Here is a 17,791-nt window from a genome sequence, read left to right on the forward strand (position 1 = left end):
GCCTGAACATACATGGCACTGATCCATTCTAATCCTGTGGAGGTCATAACGATGAACAAAAAGAGAAATCGCAAGGCTGCTGCCATGACGGCATCCGTTTCAGCGCTCGCGGCGCTGCTGCTCTTGTCCGGCTGCGGAGGAAGCGGCGGAGACGCCAAGGAGTCGCCTGACGGGAAAGTCACCCTCAATTTTCTGACGCAGAGCTCGCCGCTGGCACCCGCGGACCCGAACGACAAGCTCATCAATAAGCGGCTGGAAGAGAAGACCGGCATTCATATCAATTGGAAAAATTACACGAACGACGTTTTTGCGGAGAAAAGAAACCTGGCCGTGGCGAGCGGCGATCTGCCGGATGCGATTTTTGATGCCGGGTATGGCGATTATGACCTGCTGAAGCTGGCCAAAGACGGGGTCATCATTCCCCTCGACGATCTGATCGAGCAGCATATGCCGAACTTCAAAAAGGTGCTGGAGCAGGCGCCGGAATACAAAAAGATGATTACCGCGCCTGACGGCCACATCTATTCTTTCCCTTGGATTGAAGAGCTGGGCTCCGGCAAGGAACGGATTCAGTCCGTGGACGACCTGCCGTGGATCAACGTGGAGTGGCTGAAGAAGCTGGGGCTGTCTATGCCGAAGACCACCGAGGAGCTGAAGAAGGTGCTGATCGCCTTCAAAACGCAGGACCCGAACGGCAACGGCAAGGCGGACGAAATTCCGCTCTCCTTTATCAATAAGCCGGGCGGGGAAGATCTGGCCTTCCTGTACGGTTCTTTCGGGCTCGGGGAGAACTGGGACCACACCGTCGTGACCGATGACGGCAAGGTTGTCTTCACTGCGGCGGAAGAAGGTTATAAGGAAGCGATCAAGTACATTCACGAGCTGTACCAGGAAGGGCTGATCGATATCGAGTCCTTCCAGCAGGACTGGAACACCTATTTGGCGAAAGGCAAGGATAACCGGTACGGACTGTATTTTACATGGGATAAGGCCAACATCACCGGCATGAACGATACGTATGACGTGATGCCTCCGCTGGCAGGACCAAGCGGCGAAGTCAACGTGACCCGCACGAACGGCATCGGCCTGGACCGCGGGCGCATGGTCATCACGAGCAGCAACAAACATTTGGAGGAGACGGCCAAATGGGTCGATCAGCTCTACGATCCGCTGCAGTCCGTTCAGGATAACTGGGGGACGTACGGGGATCAGACGCAGCAGAACATTTTCGAATTCGACGAAGCCAAGGGCATGCTGAAGCATCTGCCGCTGGAAGGCACAGCTCCTGTGGAGCTGCGGCAAAAGACGAGCATCGCCGGTCCGCTGGCCATCCTCGACGAGTACTACGGCAAATACACGACGATGCCGGACGACGCGGCATGGCGTCTTAAACTGCTGAAGGACGTGATGGTGCCGCACATGAAGGCGAAAAATACGTATCCGAACGTATTCTTCTCCATCGATGAGCTGGACCGGCTGTCCACCATCCAGACCGACATGTTCGCCTATCTCGAGCGGAAGCGCACCGAGTGGTACCAGAACGGCAAAGTCGATCAGGAGTGGGATGCCTACCTCAAAGAGCTGAACCGGCTGGGGCTGCAGGATTGGCTGAAGATCAAGCAGGCGGGGTATGACCGCAGCGCGCAATAAAGGTTGAATAAAACATCAAAAACAACATATCCGCACTTGCTTGGCGCATAAACGTTAGCAGTGCAGAATCCGGATGCGGCCGCCAGATGCCTTTGGGCAAAAATGCGGCCGGGTCCGCTGCAAATAAAACTTGTAATTCAAAGGAGCACAGCTAATGTCCACATTCATATCGCACAACTACCGCGGGGGGTATCACTTTTCCCCGAAAGAGCACTGGATGAACGACCCCAACGGAATGGTCTATTTCCAGGGGGAATACCACCTGTTTTACCAGCATCATCCCTTCGGGAACACCTGGGGACCGATGCATTGGGGACACGCGGTCAGCCGGGACCTGGTCGTCTGGGAAGAACTCCCGATCGCCTTGGCGCCGGACGAGTTTGGCACGATTTTCTCCGGCAGCGCCGTGGTCGACTGGAATAACACGACCGGCTTTTTCGGCGGGGAGCCGGGGCTTGTCGCCATTTTTACGCAGCATGCCGAAGGACCGGAGGGCGAAGCGCCGGTGCAGCGCCAGAGCCTGGCATACAGCACGGATGCGGGACGGACCTGGACGAAGTATGCCGGCAACCCGGTGCTGTCGCATGACACCTTCGTGGACTTCCGCGATCCGAAAGTATTCTGGCATGAGGCTTCCTCACAGTGGGTGATGATTGTTGCCTGCGGCCAGACCGTCTGTCTGTACCGTTCGCCGAACCTGATCGACTGGACGCTGTCCAGCGAATTCGGGGAAGGCATCGGCAGCCATGACGGCGTGTGGGAGTGTCCCGACCTGTTTCCGCTGCAGGTGGACGGGGACCCGGGCCTGACGAAGTGGGTGATGCTCGTCAGCATCGGCGACCATCCGGAGTTGGCGGAGGGGTCGCGAACGCAATATTTTACCGGAGACTTCGACGGGGAACGCTTTACGCCGGATGCCGTATCGCAGACCCGCGTGAGATGGATTGATTACGGCCGGGACAACTACGCCGGCGTCAGCTGGTCGGATGTGCCGGCCGAGGACGGCAGACGCCTGTTCGTCGGCTGGATGAGCAACTGGAAATATGCCAATCAGACGCCGACCGGCGTGTGGCGGGGCGCGATGACCGTGCCGCGGGAGCTCAAGCTGGAGCTGCGCCAAGGTTCGGCCGAGCTGATCCAGCAGCCCGCCCGGGAATTGGAGGGATACCGCAAGGAGCTTCTGTCCCTGAAGCGGGTAACGGCCGCTCAGGCCTCCGCGCAGCTGGCCGATTTACAGCTGGAGAGCGGAGAGATTCGGATCCGCCTAGGATCCGGCCAATCGCTGGAGCTGAAGGTGCGGGCAGGCCGCGGTCAGGAGACGGTGATCGGTTACAGCGGAGCGGCGGGTGAAGTCTATATAGACCGGACCCGGGCGGGAACGGCAGACTTTCACCCGCTGTTTGCCGGCAGGCATGCGGCCGTTCTCGATGCGGCGGACGGAACGGTGGAACTGCGAATCCTGATCGACCGGTCTTCGGTAGAGGTGTTCGCGGGCGGCGGCCGTGCGGTTCTCACCGACCTGATCTATCCGGATCAGGCATCCACCGGATTGTCCCTCAAGGCAGACGATGAAGAGGCGCTCGTCGAATCGCTCGACATTTACGATCTTTCTATTTAAATAACAACCTTATAAATAAGTACTTTTAAATACGAAGCTTGATCCAATGGAGAACCCTAATCCATCGACCGATAAAAATTTGAAAAGAGAGGCACATCATCATGCGCATCGGAGCCATTGAAGCGGGCGGGACGAAATTCGTCTGCGGCATCGGAAACGAACACGGGCAAATCAGCGAGAGCATCAGCTTTCCGACGGAACGGCCTGAGGAAACGATGCCCCGGGTCATCGCTTATTTCAAAGATCGCCAGCCGGAAGCGATCGGGATCGGATCGTTTGGCCCGATCGACCTTCACCCCGGCAGCCCGGGGTATGGAAGCATCACGACCACCCCTAAGCCGGGATGGGCGCATTATCCCTTGCTCGCGGAGCTGAAGCGGCACTTCGACGTCCCCTATGGATGGGACACGGACGTGAATGCCGCCGCCTGCGGCGAGGCGCTGTGGGGAGCGGCCCGCGGGCTGGGCAGCTGCGCGTACTTCACGATCGGCACCGGCGTCGGTGTCGGCGTGTATGCCGGCGGCCGGCCTGTTCACGGGCTCGTCCATCCGGAAGGCGGGCATATTCCGGTCCGCCGTCATCCGGAGGACGGCTTCCCGGGCGCGTGCCCGTATCACGGGGACTGCCTGGAGGGGATGGCCGCCGGGCCGGCGCTGGAAGCGCGGTGGGGAGTGAAGGGGCCGCAGCTGCCCGCGGATCACGCGGCCTGGACCTTTGAGGCGTATTATGTCGCCCAGGCGGTCACGGCGGCGGTCCTGATGCTCTCGCCGGAGAAGGTCATCCTGGGCGGGGGCGTCATGCAGCAGCCGCAGCTCTACCCGCTGATCCGCCAAGAGGTTCAGCGGAGCCTGAACGGCTACGTGGACGCCTTGGATCTTACGGTCGGAATCGATGGTTACATCGTTCCGCCCGGACTCGGCGGCCAAGCCGGATTATACGGCGCACTTGCGCTGGGGCTTCAGGCGCTGGAGGCATCCGGTCAGAAGGTGTAGGAGCCTGCAGCAAAACTTTGGTTCAATCCCGCCTTCGTTTGGGAGCAGCCAGCCGCAGCACAGGCCGGCTGCCCGAAAGCGGGCGAGGGTACAAACGGTACATATCTCGTGCTGAGCCGAATTAGGCTGGGAGGAACAACTGAGATGATGCTGGACAGGGTTTGGTGAGACAGGGACAAGGACAAGCCAAGGACAAGCCAAGGACAAGCCAAGGGCTAACCTTGAATTTACTCGGCATATCCTGTTCGGTTTCTCTCTAACCTAAGTCCAGCCTAGCTCAGTTCAGACATCGTTCATATTCGATTTGAGTGCATTGCACTGTTTGTTTATAAGGAAAACGCCTGTTTAACGCCGCATTGTGTAAGCGTTTACAATAAGTTTTGTTTTCATGCATCAGGCTTGTCTTCATGCACAGATTTGTTTTCATGCACAGGCTTGTCTTCATGCACAGGTTTATTTTCATGCACAGATTTGTTTCATGTATAAGCTTGTCTTCGTTTATATGTCATTTTTACACATTGTTCTGATGATAAGGAGGAGTGTTGATGAGATCAGCAAAAAAGATGCTGTCCGCGTGCCTGGCCGGAATTTTGGCATGTGCGTCCATCCTGCTGTATGGGTCTGACGAAGGCCGGGGATGGGCGATGCCTGCAGATTCCGAAGTTAAAGTTAACGGCGCGGCAGCTGCATTAACGAAGGAGGCGGACAGGATGGCAGCGAGCGTCAATACGAACCTGGAAGGCTGGCAGGTCCAGGGCAAGGGCGAGCTTGAGCAGACGGCGGAGGGGCTGAAGCTGGCTTCCGATCCGCAGGAGAACGTGATGGCGGTCTCCAGCACGAAGGCGGACGATTTTATCTACGAAGCCGATGTCATGATCCAAAACGCCGGGACCGATGCTTCGCTGCTTTTCCGCGCTAGCAGCGACGGCTGGTCTTCATATATGCTGCAAATCGTACCGTCGTCGGGCATCATCCGCTTGAAAAACGCAGCCGGAGGAGGGCTCCAGGAAGAACGGCAGGTGCCGCTGAAGGTCGGCGAAATCTATCACCTGAAAGTGAAGGTTGAGGGAACGAGCCTGCAGGTGTATTGGGGCAGCCAGTATCAGCCTGTCATCCGTGCGGTCGATACCGCCTATGCTTCCGGATATCTTGGGCTTCATGTGTGGAACGGTTCCGCCGTATTTCAGAATGTGAAGGTCGGAAGCCTTGCAGGCAATCTGGACGGCATGCTCGCTTCAACCGGAAGCTGGCAGCCCGATCTCAAAGGGCTTAAAGGAACGGGAACGACCGGACAAGCCGCGTTACGGGTATACCGGAACATTGCTGCGGACGCCGTCTATGAAGGCAACGTTACACTGGGTGAAGCCTCATCCGCGGGCATGCTGATTCGGACAAATGCGGAGGGAACCGCCGGATATGAAGCTGTGCTGCGGCACCAAGGAAGCGGGGTACAAGTACTGCTGCGGAAAATGGACGGATCTCTCATCAGCGCCTCGACTAGCGTTTACCCCGATTCGCCAAACGCCAAGCATCATTTGGAGATTCAGGCCGTCGGGCCGAGGATTCAGGTGTTTGTGGACGGATACGCTCCCGCCGCCGTAGACGTGACAGACGACAGTTATTCGGCCGGATATACCGGACTGGTTGTAAGAGAAGGCACGGCATACGTCCAGGATGCCTATGTCACGCTTGACTCCGAATACTATACGGAAACGTATCGGCCGGAGTACCATTACAGCCCGATCCGGGGATCGGCAAGCGACCCGAACGGTCTCGTCTATTTTGAAGGAGAATACCATCTGTTCCATCAGGATGGAGGACAGTGGGCGCATGCCGTCAGCCGTGACCTGCTGCACTGGAAGCAGCTGCCGATCGCCCTGCCCTGGAACGATCTGGGGCATGTCTGGTCAGGCTCGGCCGTGGCCGACACGACGAACGCTTCCGGATTGTTCGGAAGCTCAGGCGGCAAGGGGCTGATCGCGTATTATACTTCCTATTCGCCGGATCTGCCGAACGGCAACCAAAAGATCGGGCTGGCCTACAGCACCGATCAGGGACGGACCTGGCAGTACTCGGCGGAGCACCCGGTCGTGATCGATAATCCCGGCAAAAACGGCGCCGACCCGGGCGGCTGGGACTTCCGCGATCCGAAGGTCGTCCGGGATGAGGCGAACGGCCGCTGGGTGATGGTCGTCTCCGGCGGCGATCACATCCGTTTTTTTACCTCCCGCAATTTGATCGACTGGACGCTGACCGACAATTTCGGATACGGGGAGTACGTACGCGGCGGGGTGTGGGAGTGCCCGGACCTGTTTCAGCTTCCGGTAGACGGCACGGACCGGCGCAAATGGGTGCTGATGATCAGCACCGGCGCGAATCCGAAAACGCAGGGCTCGGACGCGGAGTATTTTATCGGGGAGCTGACACCGGAAGGGAAATTCATGAACGACAATCCGGCGGGAACCGTGCTGAAGACGGATTGGGGCAAAGAATTTTATGCCTCCATGTCTTTCTCCGGCACGCCGGACGGGCGGCGGATTCTGCTGGCCTGGATGACGAACTGGGATTATCCGTTCAGCTTCCCGACGGAAGGCTGGAAGGGGCAAATGACCGTACCGCGGGAGGTCACGCTGCATACGACGGGCAACGGCATCCGGCTGTTCCAGTCGCCGGTCCGGGAGCTTGCCGGGCTGCGCAGCACCTTGTTCAGCGTGAAAAACCGTGAGGTTAGCGAATCGGCAGCGAACGTGCTTGGAGGAATTTCAGCAGGCGCCTATGAAATCGAAGCCGATATCGAGCTGCCGCAAAGCGGAGCCGCAGCTGAATTCGGATTTACGGTCCGCGAAGGCGGCGGGCAGAAGACGATGATCGGGTACAAGACTGCCGAGCAGAAACTATTTGTGGACCGCTCGTCATCCGGCGTTACCGATTACTCAAGCCTGCTGCAAACGAGGCATGAGGCCGCGCTCCAGCCGGACGGCAGCCGCATCCGCCTGCGGATCCTTGTGGATGAATCCTCGGTGGAAGTGTTCGGCAATAACGGCAGGGTCGTCTTTTCCGACTTGATTTTTCCGGATCCGGCCCGGCGGGGCATGAGCTTCTATACCAAGGGAGGTAAAGTGAAGCTCGCGTCCTTGCAGGTGCATGCGCTGGACAACGTATGGCGTGAAGGGCGGAAGACGGGCTCCTCGATCATCCTGGACCGGAAAGAGCTGGAATTGTCTAAGGGGGATGAGGAGAAATTGTATGCATCTTACTTGGAATCCTCTGGAGCAAGCCATCCGCCGCTGGTATGGAAGTCCAGCAATCCCGGCGTCGTGCAGGTGACTTCCTCCAATCAGGGGGAATCTCCGGGGATAGCGGTGCTTCGGGCGAATAAGGCGGGAACGGCCGTCATTACGGCCGTGTCACCGAACGGGAAGGCTTCAGCCCGCTGCGTCGTAAACGTCACCGACGGGACGTTTACGACGAATCTGACAGGCTGGAAGCCGGATCTGTCGGCATCGCGGTGGGTCGTGACCGAACGCGGCATCCGGGGCAGCTATACAAGCGATGCGAACTACATGGCGCAGGAGGAGGCCGGGGATTTTGCCCTGGAAGCCGACATGACGCTGGGCGAGACAGGAGGCGCCGGCTCGATCCTGTTCCGGGCGAGCGCTGACGGCCGCAGCGGGTATTATTTCAATCTCGATCCGAACCTGAAGGCCATTCGACTCTTCTATAAAGTAGACGGGCGGTTTGAGGACAGGCAGGTGCTGGCCAAGGCCCCGAGGTTCATCCAGCCGGGGAGGACGTACCATATCCGCATTGAAGCGAAGGGGCCGCAGATCCGGGCGGAAGTGGACGGGGTGCAAGTCTTCGATGTGAAGGACGGCACGTTTGCTGAGGGGCACTTCGGCGTGAACGTGTTCGGCGGGCAGGCGTTTTACCAGCAGGTGACGGTCAGCGGAATGGCTGATGCCAAGCTGGCCGAAACGACGCTGGTGAACGCGGCCTCCGGCCTTGCACTGTTTGCTGCGGAATCGCAAAACGGCGAACCGGTAACGGTGGGCGGCCCTGAAGGGGCTTCCCCGCAGGCATGGGTTTTCGTCCCTAACGGGGACGGGACATGGTCCATCCGGACCCAAGCGGGCAAAGCGCTGGACCTCGACACGGGGCAGGGCCGGCTGCAGCTGTACGACTACCTCGGCTACAACAACCAGCGCTGGCGAGTGGAGGACCAAGGAGACGCTGTCGTCACGGTATTCTCCGTGCATAACGGACAGGCGCTGGAGGTATCGGCCGATGGGACAAAGCTGCAGCTGGGCGACCCGGCCGCCGGTGAGCCGCGGCAGCGCTGGAAGGTCCTGCCGGATGCCGATCTTCATCCGGAAAAATAAGATGCAGCAGCAATAGGGCTTATCGACTGCCCACGCAGAACAGACAGCGCAAATAAGGGTAACGCTGAGCTGATGTACCATCACGCAACCGCAACCCAGTGTATGGGGGGCGGTTGCTTTGTTCTCTAGATTAATAGATTTTCAGCAGAGGGAAACATTCTATAAACGCCACAATAACTCCTGATAAAAGGCGGTCTGCCTTCTATGACATTACGTTAATGCACTATTTTATGAGGTGATGCAGTTTCTACCAACTTGCAGGCTGCTCTGAGGTTTGTTATTATTTAGATATAAAATATTTAGATAACTAAATATATAACGAAAAGAGGAAGCAGCATGAAATTACAAGGGAAGGTCGGTATCATTACCGGCAGTGCATCAGGCATCGGCAAAGGCATGGCGCTGGCTATGGCTAAGGAAGGCGCACATATTGCGATCGTCGACGTGAATGAGGAGAAAGGGAAAGAGACGCTGGCCGAGATTAACCAATATACAGAGGGAATGCTGTTCATCAAGGATATTTCCAAGCAGGAGAGCGCGCATGAAATCGTGGCCGACGTGGTCAAGCGCTTCGGCAAGCTGGATATTCTGGTGAATAATGCACATGTATCGAGACAGGCGCCTTTTATGGAAACAACGCAGGAGCTTTTTGATTTATCCTTCGGAACAGGCTTTTATCCTACCGTTCATTTCATGCAGGCGGCGTATCCGGAACTGAAGAAAACGAAAGGCAAGGTCATCAACTTTGCATCCGGTGCGGGCATTGACGGGCAGGTCACGCAGACGTCGTATGCTGCCGCCAAAGAAGCGATCCGGGGCGTGTCGCGTGTTGCGGCCAATGAATGGGGTCCGGAAGGAATTAACGTCAATCTGATTTCCCCGATCGCACTGACGCCGGGCGTGGAACAGTGGCGCGAGAATGCTCCGGAGCTATACGAGGCGATGCTGAATAAAATTCCTCTGCGCCGGCTCGGCGATCCCGAGCAGGACATCGGCCGTGTCGCGGTGTTTCTGGCCAGCAGCGACGCCGACTATATTACAGGTCAAACCTTTATGGTGGACGGGGGCTCCATTAAATTGCGTTAAAAGCGGGATTCGTCCTGCGCCGCAGGCTTCACGGGCTGCCAGGAACGGTGGATTCCCGGCTGAAAAGCATGTATGATAATGAAGGCCTCTAATGCAGATTAGAGGCTTTGACTTGCAGAAAGCGGGGATTTGCCTGATGGAAGAACAGACGATTTTTGAAATCATTCACAATATGGATAAAGTGACAAACAACCTCATCATCCAGTGGGGGAAATTGTTCAACGAGGATCTTGGAATTTCCCATATTCTCGTTCTGGCTCACCTGCAGCACCATGGGAACAGCCGGCCTTCGGATATCGCCAAGGCTCTGGGGCTGACCCCGCCGACGCTGACCCATCTATCGGAAAAACTCGTGCAGAAGCAGTTAGCCGTTCGAATCGTCGATGAGAAGGATCGTCGTATCATCTATTTGGGGATTACGGACAAGGGTCTCGACATCGTTCAAAAGGCGAATCAGGACGGGCAAATTTTGCGCAGAAATCTTTTTGAAAAATTGACCGAGGAAGAAAGGCAGCAGCTGCTGAAAATCTATGAAAAGCTGACCGGGTTTTTATGAGAATCCCCGAGGCGCAGCGTGACACCTTCACGTGATGACAGCCATATCGTGAGATATGGACATCACCTGGAGGTGTTTTTTTGCTTTATTAAAACCATGACGTACAGTTGTCAGCTTTTGCCTCCTATAATGGCCGTAGATGATGAGGGAACAAACGGAGGAGGAAAATAAACATGATCGAAAAACAAACGTTAAGAGGCATGGCGACGATTAATTATTGGGCAGACGATATGGAGGCAGCGGTGTCGTGGTATTCGGAGGTGCTCGGGATCTCCCCGTACTTCAAACGCACCGGATCGTCTGGCGAGCTTGCCTATGCCGAGTTCCGCATTGGGGACTACCAGCATGAGTTGGGTCTGATCAGCCGCCGTTATGCTCCTTCGCAAGCGGTGCCGGGTCCAGGCGGTGCCATCATGTACTGGCATGTTGATGATGTGGAAGCCGCGTTTACGAAATTGCTGGAGATGGGCGCGAAGCAATACGAACCAATTACTCCGCGTGGCGAGGGATTCGTTACGGCTTCGGTAACGGACCCTTTTGGCAATGTGCTGGGGATTATGTATAACCGGCATTATTTGGAGATGGTGGAATGGATGAAGAGAGGTAATGAGGTTACGAGTGATTGATGATATGTTTGTTTTGAAGAATATGAGGGAGTGTCGCTTTTAATAATATGGTTGAAAAGGCTGTTGGGCATGTTCCCGACAGCCTTACGCACTCATAAAGAGCTGCTTATTTGTGAGTTGGACTTTACCAACTCCTGTTTGACTTGCTTCGCTCTCTTGTTTTGCGCTGCGCGCAAAGCCAAAGTGGCTCACCAATTCAAACACTCGTCTGCTACTTTAAAACTTAAACTTGTTGACAAGTTCAGCTAAAAGGACATTTCTACAACGCAGATTCGTTTCCATTCATCCCTCACTGACTGCAAGGTCCGCGCCCGCAGCACCAACAAGCGCAATCATTGCGTTCCATCGTCATGCTCTCCTTCTATTACGATGACAGGAACGATAATATGTTCAAGCCGGTGTTTGAAAATGAGGTTCATATCCTCGCCTTCCCGCTTCAGTTGAACAGGACTGCCATCCGTTAGCAGATTTGCTGTGCCTTCACAGAAAAATTCCTTTACCTTGACGGTTATTCCGTTAGGACGCCCCAAAATGATCAGATACAGCCGGTTGTCCTTTCGCGTAAACCGGATCGTTTCACCGTTTTCTGTTTCCGCTTCCGCACGGATCCAGGGACGCGTACCATATACGGCCTCCCCATTCCGTTGTAACCAATCCCCAAATTTGGACAACCGGCTTAACTGCTCGGGAGGAATTTGAGCATCCTCGCCGCGCGGACCTACATTCAGCAGCAGGTTTCCGTTTTTAGACAGGGCATCTATAAAATCGTAAAGCAATGTTTCAAAGGATGAATAGTCTTCATCCTGCTCATTGCGGTTGTAACCGAATGAATGGCCGATTCCGCGGGTCATCTCCCATTTTTCGGGTTGTATTTCCTTGTATTTGGTATATTCCGGAGTCGAAAAATCGCTATGGGGGATCGCAGGCTGCGCCAGGGCAGAATGAATATCCGGATTGTTCATGATCATTCGTTTGATCATCATGTCCATCACTGCGCGTACAGGTTTGAGACTTAACAACTTGTTAGCGGAAGTTGAATACTTCCAGCGGTCATTGACCACGCCTTCGGGTACAGCGTTATAGTAGTAGGCGAACAATCGAAAAAGGGAGTCTTCGTTCCCTGGCCAGCATATATCGTTCCATAGAATATCAGGGCGGTACCGGGAAATCAGTTCGCGGATCTGGGCGTCGGCGTATGCTGCATAACCGCCCCCGGGTGTGGAAAAGGAGTAGTCCATAAACGTTCTTGAAATCCTTCTCCGAAAAGTCCAGTCGATCCCACCCGAATAGTAGATGCCAAAGCGCAGGCCTTCGCTGCGTACAGCGTCTGCTAATTCGCCGATGATCTCGCGCTCGCTAAACCAGTGCGGCTCATGCGGGTTGGTCACCTTCGTTGGCCATAGGCAAAATCCGTCATGGTGCTTCGAGACGATCACGACGTATTGTGCACCGGCATTCCTGAAAATTTTGGCCCAAGCTATGGGGTCCCATTGTTTCACTCCGTCCATGAACAGCGGTTTAAATCCTTGGTAGGGCATGCTGCCATATACGGCTTGATGATAACGCGCAGACGGTGTGGTCTGGTCTTTGATCGCATTCCAGTAGCCTTCAGCGTACGGGTAGACGAGCATTGCCCGTTCATAATCGGTCTTTAAAGTATCCGCAAAGTTACCTACGGGTGCAAAACCAGGTACGGAATAGGGACCCCAGTGTATAAAGATGCCGAATTTTGCTTCGTCAAACCATTGCGGAAGCGGGTGACCGTTGAGGGATTCCCGGGTGGGCTCGTAATTTTTATGATTCACGGCTGTTTCCACCGTCCTTGTCGCCTGATGATTGACCCGATAAATAATGATTTACCGCCTTGTCGATAAAAGCTTGGGATGCCACGAAAAGTTCCCGGTCGCCCTCCGGCCAAGATGCCCGTTCACCTTGCATTTGTACAAACGCATCCACTTGTTCGCTTTCTCCGCCAGTTGCCTCTTGCACCATGGTGCACCAAGCCTTGGCCACCTCTTGTGCAGCGGACTCTTCCGGCCCTGCGCCTGCCAGCTCCAGCGTAACGGCTTTTAAAGCCAGCCGTCTCCAGGTATGATACAAATCGAATGCACTTTGTTCCGTGGCAAATCGTCTGCCAAAAATTTCTTTTTGGGTTTCGCTAAAAGCATATTGTTTCCAATCAACCAAGCTGCTGTTGTTGAAACACCGGATAAAAAAGGCCAAAAGCTGCCACGGCGCATCATTCCCGGCCGCGACCGCCGTTCGGTGGGCTTCGATCGCGGCAATGCCTGCATGTGCTTCTTCTATTTTTCGGTAAAGCGCCAGTTCCTGCTCTTGCAGAATTTGTTCGATCTGCGATGAGTCGGGACGCTGGATGACTTTGTCGCGGATTTCTTGAAGAGAGAGCCCTAGAGATTTGTAAAAAATGATCTGCTCCAAGCAGAGGAGGTCATCCTTCGTATAATACCGCCGTCCGCCTGCCGTACGGCCGGTTGTGGGCAGCAGCCCGATATTGTCATAGTGCTGAAGGGTCCGTACCGTTACGCCGGTAGCTGCGGATATTTCTCCGACCAAATAAGTTGTGTCGTCATTATGCATGCATCACACCTCCATACTCATTACATCACATGACGTTACGTAATGAGCAACTGTTTTTTGAAAAGAAATCGTACGTAACGGACGCGCATGCTTCATTCGAGCCAAGACTTCGTCGTACTGGAGCGGGACATGCTTACGAGATTCCGTTACTTAAAAAATATTCAATCGATTTTCCAATCTCGCGCGTCTATATTATAGAGCGGCCGCCAAGAGACCCGTCGGTGAACGGGTTGTAGAGATACAGAGGGGGGAGTGGGGACGCTGAATGCTGATAGTACATGGAGCGAGATCCATATGAATAGAACCACGCTGACGGAAGCAGAAGCGTTTTTTGAGCGTCTGACCGCCGAGCAGCGAAAATTGTATTCCATCGCCTACAGTTATTTGCGCAGTGAAGCCGACGCGCTGGAAGCTGTGCAGGAGGCATCATACCGGGCGTGGGTGAAGCGGAAGAAGCTGAAGGACCCGCAGTCCTTCACCCCGTGGCTCGTCCGCATCACGATCAACTGCTGCATGGACGAGCTGCGGCGGAAGAAACGGGTGTTTCCGGTGGAGGTGCCGCAGGAAGGGGCCGTGCAGGAGATGAAAAGCAGCGAGCGGATCGACCTGCAGCGCGCGCTGGAGCGGATGAAGCCGAAGTACCGGCATGTCGTCATGCTGAAATATTACCAGGACATGACGTCCGTGGAAATCGCGAAGGTGCTGGGCAAGCCGGAAGGAACGATCAAGACTTGGCTGCGGGAAGGCCTGAAGCAGCTCCGGAAATATATGTAGAGGCTGAGCAGAAGGGAGGGACAGGTTATGCCCGAAAAAGAACAGCGCATTCTGCTGCAGGATGCCTATGAAGTAAACAAGCATGCGGAAACGTTGCCTGAGATGAAATTGACTTTGGCTATGCGCAAAGGAATGGAGAGAGGAAAAATGCGTGAGAAGCGGCGTTTCTATTTTTGGAGTACGGGGACGGTTATGGCGCTCGCGGCGGCCCTGCTAATTATCAATTACTCGATCGGCAGCTTGGCCCAACGGGAGGAGCCGGCGCCGAAGCAGACGGCGGGGATTCCGAGCCAGGCTATGCTGGAGCCGTACCGATCAACCACGGTGGAGGGTCTGGCGAGCGCAATGGACCGGGGGCTCGTCAAGCCGATTGCCGAAAGCGTCGAACAAAAAGGGTATCGCGTAGAGGTGGACGGTGCCGTCACGGATGGCCGGATGGCCTATGTGCTGTTCGGTGTCCGCAACCAAACGGATAAAGAGGTCATCAACGCGGACGTAGCCCTTGAACTTGGCGGCGTGGAAGCCCCGTCCAAAGGAGCGTCGGTGGAATTGGCGGGAAGTGGCAGCAATAGAATTCCGGCGAATGGAGCCAATCATTTTATTTACACCGTGCCCCTGGACCCGTCCGTTCACTATACCAAGGATGCCAAGTTTCATGTGACCTTGACGGAGACGTCAAACGAAGCGCTCATGTCCAGCTCCAATAAATACCGCACGGCGTTCGACATTTCGTTTGAGCTCGATCCCGGCATGTTCAAGGACAAAGAGCGCGTGCTGCACCCAGACCGGACACTGACCGTAGGCGGCCAGCAGATTCATGTGACTCAGGTCATCTATACGCCGCTGCACACGTATGTCGACCTGGACTATGATCAGGCGAATGGGAAACAAGTATTCCGGCTGCTCAGTCCGGTGCTCATCGGGAAAGTCGGAGACGAAATCGAAAAGCTGTATTATCCGAAGTGGTACTCTCGGGACAATTCGGAGGCCCTCACGGTGGGGACGGACGCGATGCTGATGTACGGCAGCGGCCAGAAATACGCCCGGTATGATTCCATTAGGCTCAAGACGGAGGGCACGGCTGCGGTGGACAAGGACCAGCTGCAAATCGTGATCGACCTGAAGAAGAAGCAGATTGTGGAAGCGCCGGACGACCGGTTTACCCTGATTTCATACACCCGGACGGCTGGCCCTGGCGAGGTGCTGATTCACCGCGAGCTCGAACACGCCTATGCCGGCGAGAGCCTGTCGTTGTCGCTGGAGGACAGCTTCACCGATGCCGACGGCAACGTCCACAAAAGGCAGTCTCCTGAAGGATATTCCCAAGGTGGACATAGCTGGTCCAACAAGAAAGACACGATGGGAGACGATTACGATTACAACTTCGGCAAGGATGCGGTAGACTATCCGCAGCCGCTGACCATTAAGGTGAAGCAGATATGGATGCCGATTCAGGATACGCAGGCGGTGGAGCTGCTGAAGTAGTTGGCGTAACAACCGCGTACAACCACGTACAACCACAAAATATACAGACAGGCAGTCTGATGGGCTGAGGAGCCCGAAGGCTGCCTTTTTGTTCCCTTCAGAAAAGCCCGGCCAGTGGGATTGAAATGCGCCAGCAAAATTTGTATGTTGGATGCATACCATTTTTTCAACTGAACAAAAGGGGCTATGTCCGGTGAAATTGGCAGAAGATTACCTTCGGCTGCGAAGCGCTTATTCCGGTGAAAAGGAAGGGGAGCCGTTCCGGGTGACGATCGACGGGCTGGCCGAGGCCCTGTACTGCACGCCCCGTAACGCCAGGCTGATCCTGCGCAAAATGACGGACGCCGGCCTGATCCGCTATGCAGCCGGGCAGGGCAGAGGCCATCGGTCGGAGCTGACGTTTCTGGCGGACAAGCGGGAGCTCGTGATCCGAGAAGCGCAGCAATACGTGAAGCAGGGAGACGTGCAGGGCGCGCTTCTATGGGTAAAAGAGCAGGCGGGCGAACCCGAAGTGATGCAGCGGTTTGTGGACTGGCTCACCGGCTATTTCGGATACCGGACGGAAACGACCGGGGAGGGACATATGGTTGAGACGCTCCGCCTGCCGGTATACCGACCGATCGTGACGCTGGACCCGGCGGACGCAATGTATGCTTTCGATACCCATCTGATCCGCCAAATCCATGCGACGCTGGTCGAGCTGGAAATGGACACCGGCAAGGTTATTCCGGGCGTCGCACATCATTGGGAATCTAGTGCTGATGCCTGTTGTTGGACGTTCTATTTGCGAAAAGGCGTGACGTTTCATGACGGCACGGAGCTTACGGCCGATGACGTCAAATACAGCCTGCTGCGCGTGCAGCAGGAATCCAACAATCATTCCTGGCTGTGCAGGGACATCGTTGAGATCAATGCGGAATCGCGTTACACCATCCGCATGGAGCTGCGTCAGCCCAACGTCCTGTTTGCGTTATTTATGTCACATACGGCGGCAGCCATCCTTTCCCGCGCCAGCGGGGAGTCCGGGGCCGGAACGGTTCCCGGCAGCCTGCCCGTCGGGGCAGGGCCTTACCGGATCGCTAAGCTTAAGCCGGGAATGTGCTTGCTGGAGGTTTTCCCGGATTATTATGCGGCCCGGGGCCTGATCGATCGAATCGAAGTGATGATCATCCCGGACACCGGCGGAGAATGGGCGGTGGAGACCAATCCGGGCGTACTGGTCGTCGAGACGGGAGAAGCGCGCCGCCAAGAGCTGAAGACATGGCGGCGCAGCCGTCTCGTCACCGGATGCAGTATGCTGACGATAAACCTTGCGAAACCGGGGGTTTTGCAAACCGGTTCCTTCCGCAGGGCGCTTGCACTTGCGGTTGACCGGAGCCGGATGGTCCGGGAGCTGGGGTACCCGCATGCTTCACCTTGCCTCGCTTTTCACCTTGAGCCGCAGCCGGATGCCGCTGATCCGCTGTATGATCCGGAAGAGGCATCAAGGGAATTGAGACGGTCCGGGTACGGCGGAGAGGCGCTGAAGCTGTATGCGTACCGTCGCCATGAGCAGGCGGCTGACTGGCTTCAGCAGCAATATGGTCAGGCCGGAATCCGGCTGGACGTGCATATTCTGCCCTGGGAGGAATTAATGAAGGAAGAGCGGATCCGGGAGGCGGACCTGATCCTGTTCGAGGCGCTGCTGAGCGAGGGGCTGCTCCGGCAGATCGAATATTTGCTGTCCCGGTACAGCTTCATTCGCAGCATGCTGGATCCCGGAACGCAGGCGGAAGCGGACCGGCTTGTGGGGCAGCTGCTTCAAGAGGCGGAACCTGAAGTCCGGGACGAGGCGTTTCAACGGCTGGAATCCTGGTTGATCGACCGCAGCACGGCCGTCTATTTGACCTACAACGAGGCCCGGGTGCTGTCCCACCCGGCGCAGCAGGGCGTTCGGTTGAATGCCGCCGGGTGGGTAGATTTTAAGGACATCTGGTTTAAAGGGGAAGGTTAACAGCAGGAGATCAACCGCGATTGCGGTACGGGAA

Annotated in this window: 12 protein-coding genes; 10 read left to right on the top strand and 2 right to left on the bottom strand. The window is 56.0% G+C overall.

Annotated elements, in window-relative coordinates:
• Positions 1-51 precede the first annotated feature (51 nt).
• The 7 genes from KI379_RS06470 to KI379_RS06500 all read left to right on the top strand — a co-directional run bounded on the left by KI379_RS06470 (position 52) and on the right by KI379_RS06500 (position 10,907).
• On the top strand, positions 52-1,650 hold the full coding sequence (locus KI379_RS06470; protein ID WP_076168652.1) for an ABC transporter substrate-binding protein: 1,599 nt from the start codon (positions 52-54) through the stop codon (positions 1,648-1,650).
• Between the two features lie 154 nt (positions 1,651-1,804).
• A complete protein-coding gene (locus KI379_RS06475) occupies positions 1,805-3,268 on the top strand; it encodes a glycoside hydrolase family 32 protein (RefSeq protein WP_076168649.1) in 1,464 nt (487 codons plus the stop codon).
• A 101-nt stretch (positions 3,269-3,369) separates the two neighbouring features.
• Positions 3,370-4,260 (top strand): ROK family protein, encoded by an 891-nt coding sequence (locus KI379_RS06480; protein ID WP_212983113.1) that lies wholly within the window; start codon positions 3,370-3,372, stop codon positions 4,258-4,260.
• A gap of 545 nt (positions 4,261-4,805) precedes the next feature.
• Positions 4,806-8,639 (top strand): GH32 C-terminal domain-containing protein, encoded by a 3,834-nt coding sequence (locus KI379_RS06485; RefSeq protein WP_373309533.1) that lies wholly within the window; start codon positions 4,806-4,808, stop codon positions 8,637-8,639.
• Positions 8,640-8,975: 336 nt separating this feature from the next.
• A complete protein-coding gene (locus tag KI379_RS06490; protein WP_076168641.1) occupies positions 8,976-9,725 on the top strand; it encodes an SDR family NAD(P)-dependent oxidoreductase in 750 nt (249 codons plus the stop codon).
• A gap of 91 nt (positions 9,726-9,816) precedes the next feature.
• Positions 9,817-10,281 carry a MarR family winged helix-turn-helix transcriptional regulator gene (locus tag KI379_RS06495; RefSeq protein ID WP_306433644.1) on the top strand — a complete coding sequence of 155 codons (465 nt, stop codon included), beginning with the start codon at positions 9,817-9,819 and terminating at the stop codon, positions 10,279-10,281.
• A 173-nt stretch (positions 10,282-10,454) separates the two neighbouring features.
• Positions 10,455-10,907: a VOC family protein gene (locus KI379_RS06500; RefSeq protein ID WP_212983114.1), complete on the top strand. Its 453-nt coding sequence runs from the start codon at positions 10,455-10,457 to the stop codon at positions 10,905-10,907.
• 332 nt (positions 10,908-11,239) lie between these two features.
• On the opposite strand, the gene KI379_RS06505 is transcribed toward KI379_RS06500, so the two are convergent.
• Entirely contained in the window at positions 11,240-12,712 is a 1,473-nt protein-coding gene (locus tag KI379_RS06505; RefSeq protein WP_212983115.1) for an alpha-L-fucosidase, read from the bottom strand.
• On the bottom strand, positions 12,702-13,505 hold the full coding sequence (locus KI379_RS06510) for a MerR family transcriptional regulator (protein WP_212983116.1): 804 nt from the start codon (positions 13,503-13,505) through the stop codon (positions 12,702-12,704). The genes KI379_RS06505 and KI379_RS06510 overlap by 11 nt, the downstream gene beginning before the upstream one ends.
• A gap of 294 nt (positions 13,506-13,799) precedes the next feature.
• Here KI379_RS06510 and KI379_RS06515 point away from each other — a divergent pair, with 294 nt between their 5' ends.
• The 3 genes from KI379_RS06515 to KI379_RS06525 all read left to right on the top strand — a co-directional run bounded on the left by KI379_RS06515 (position 13,800) and on the right by KI379_RS06525 (position 17,757).
• Positions 13,800-14,279 (top strand): sigma-70 family RNA polymerase sigma factor, encoded by a 480-nt coding sequence (locus tag KI379_RS06515; RefSeq protein WP_212983117.1) that lies wholly within the window; start codon positions 13,800-13,802, stop codon positions 14,277-14,279.
• 27 nt (positions 14,280-14,306) lie between these two features.
• Positions 14,307-15,764 (top strand): DUF4179 domain-containing protein, encoded by a 1,458-nt coding sequence (locus tag KI379_RS06520; RefSeq protein WP_212983118.1) that lies wholly within the window; start codon positions 14,307-14,309, stop codon positions 15,762-15,764.
• Positions 15,765-15,957: 193 nt separating this feature from the next.
• On the top strand, positions 15,958-17,757 hold the full coding sequence (locus tag KI379_RS06525; protein ID WP_212983119.1) for an ABC transporter substrate-binding protein: 1,800 nt from the start codon (positions 15,958-15,960) through the stop codon (positions 17,755-17,757).
• Positions 17,758-17,791: the final 34 nt, after the last annotated feature.

It is taken from the genome of Paenibacillus cineris (assembly GCF_018333335.1).
Classification (GTDB): Bacteria; Bacillota; Bacilli; order Paenibacillales; family Paenibacillaceae; genus Paenibacillus_AQ; species Paenibacillus_AQ favisporus.

Bases quoted from the DNA above. Each gene is read 5' to 3' on its own strand.
- KI379_RS06470 (WP_076168652.1), top strand. From the start codon at position 52: ATGAACAAAAAGAGAAATCGCAAGGCTGCTGCCATGACGGCATCCGTT.
- KI379_RS06475 (WP_076168649.1), top strand. From the start codon at position 1,805: ATGTCCACATTCATATCGCACAACTACCGCGGGGGGTATCACTTTTCC.
- KI379_RS06480 (WP_212983113.1), top strand. From the start codon at position 3,370: ATGCGCATCGGAGCCATTGAAGCGGGCGGGACGAAATTCGTCTGCGGC.
- KI379_RS06485 (WP_373309533.1), top strand. From the start codon at position 4,806: ATGAGATCAGCAAAAAAGATGCTGTCCGCGTGCCTGGCCGGAATTTTG.
- KI379_RS06490 (WP_076168641.1), top strand. From the start codon at position 8,976: ATGAAATTACAAGGGAAGGTCGGTATCATTACCGGCAGTGCATCAGGC.
- KI379_RS06495 (WP_306433644.1), top strand. From the start codon at position 9,817: ATGCAGATTAGAGGCTTTGACTTGCAGAAAGCGGGGATTTGCCTGATG.
- KI379_RS06500 (WP_212983114.1), top strand. From the start codon at position 10,455: ATGATCGAAAAACAAACGTTAAGAGGCATGGCGACGATTAATTATTGG.
- KI379_RS06510 (WP_212983116.1), bottom strand. From the start codon at position 13,505: ATGCATAATGACGACACAACTTATTTGGTCGGAGAAATATCCGCAGCT.
- KI379_RS06515 (WP_212983117.1), top strand. From the start codon at position 13,800: ATGAATAGAACCACGCTGACGGAAGCAGAAGCGTTTTTTGAGCGTCTG.
- KI379_RS06520 (WP_212983118.1), top strand. From the start codon at position 14,307: ATGCCCGAAAAAGAACAGCGCATTCTGCTGCAGGATGCCTATGAAGTA.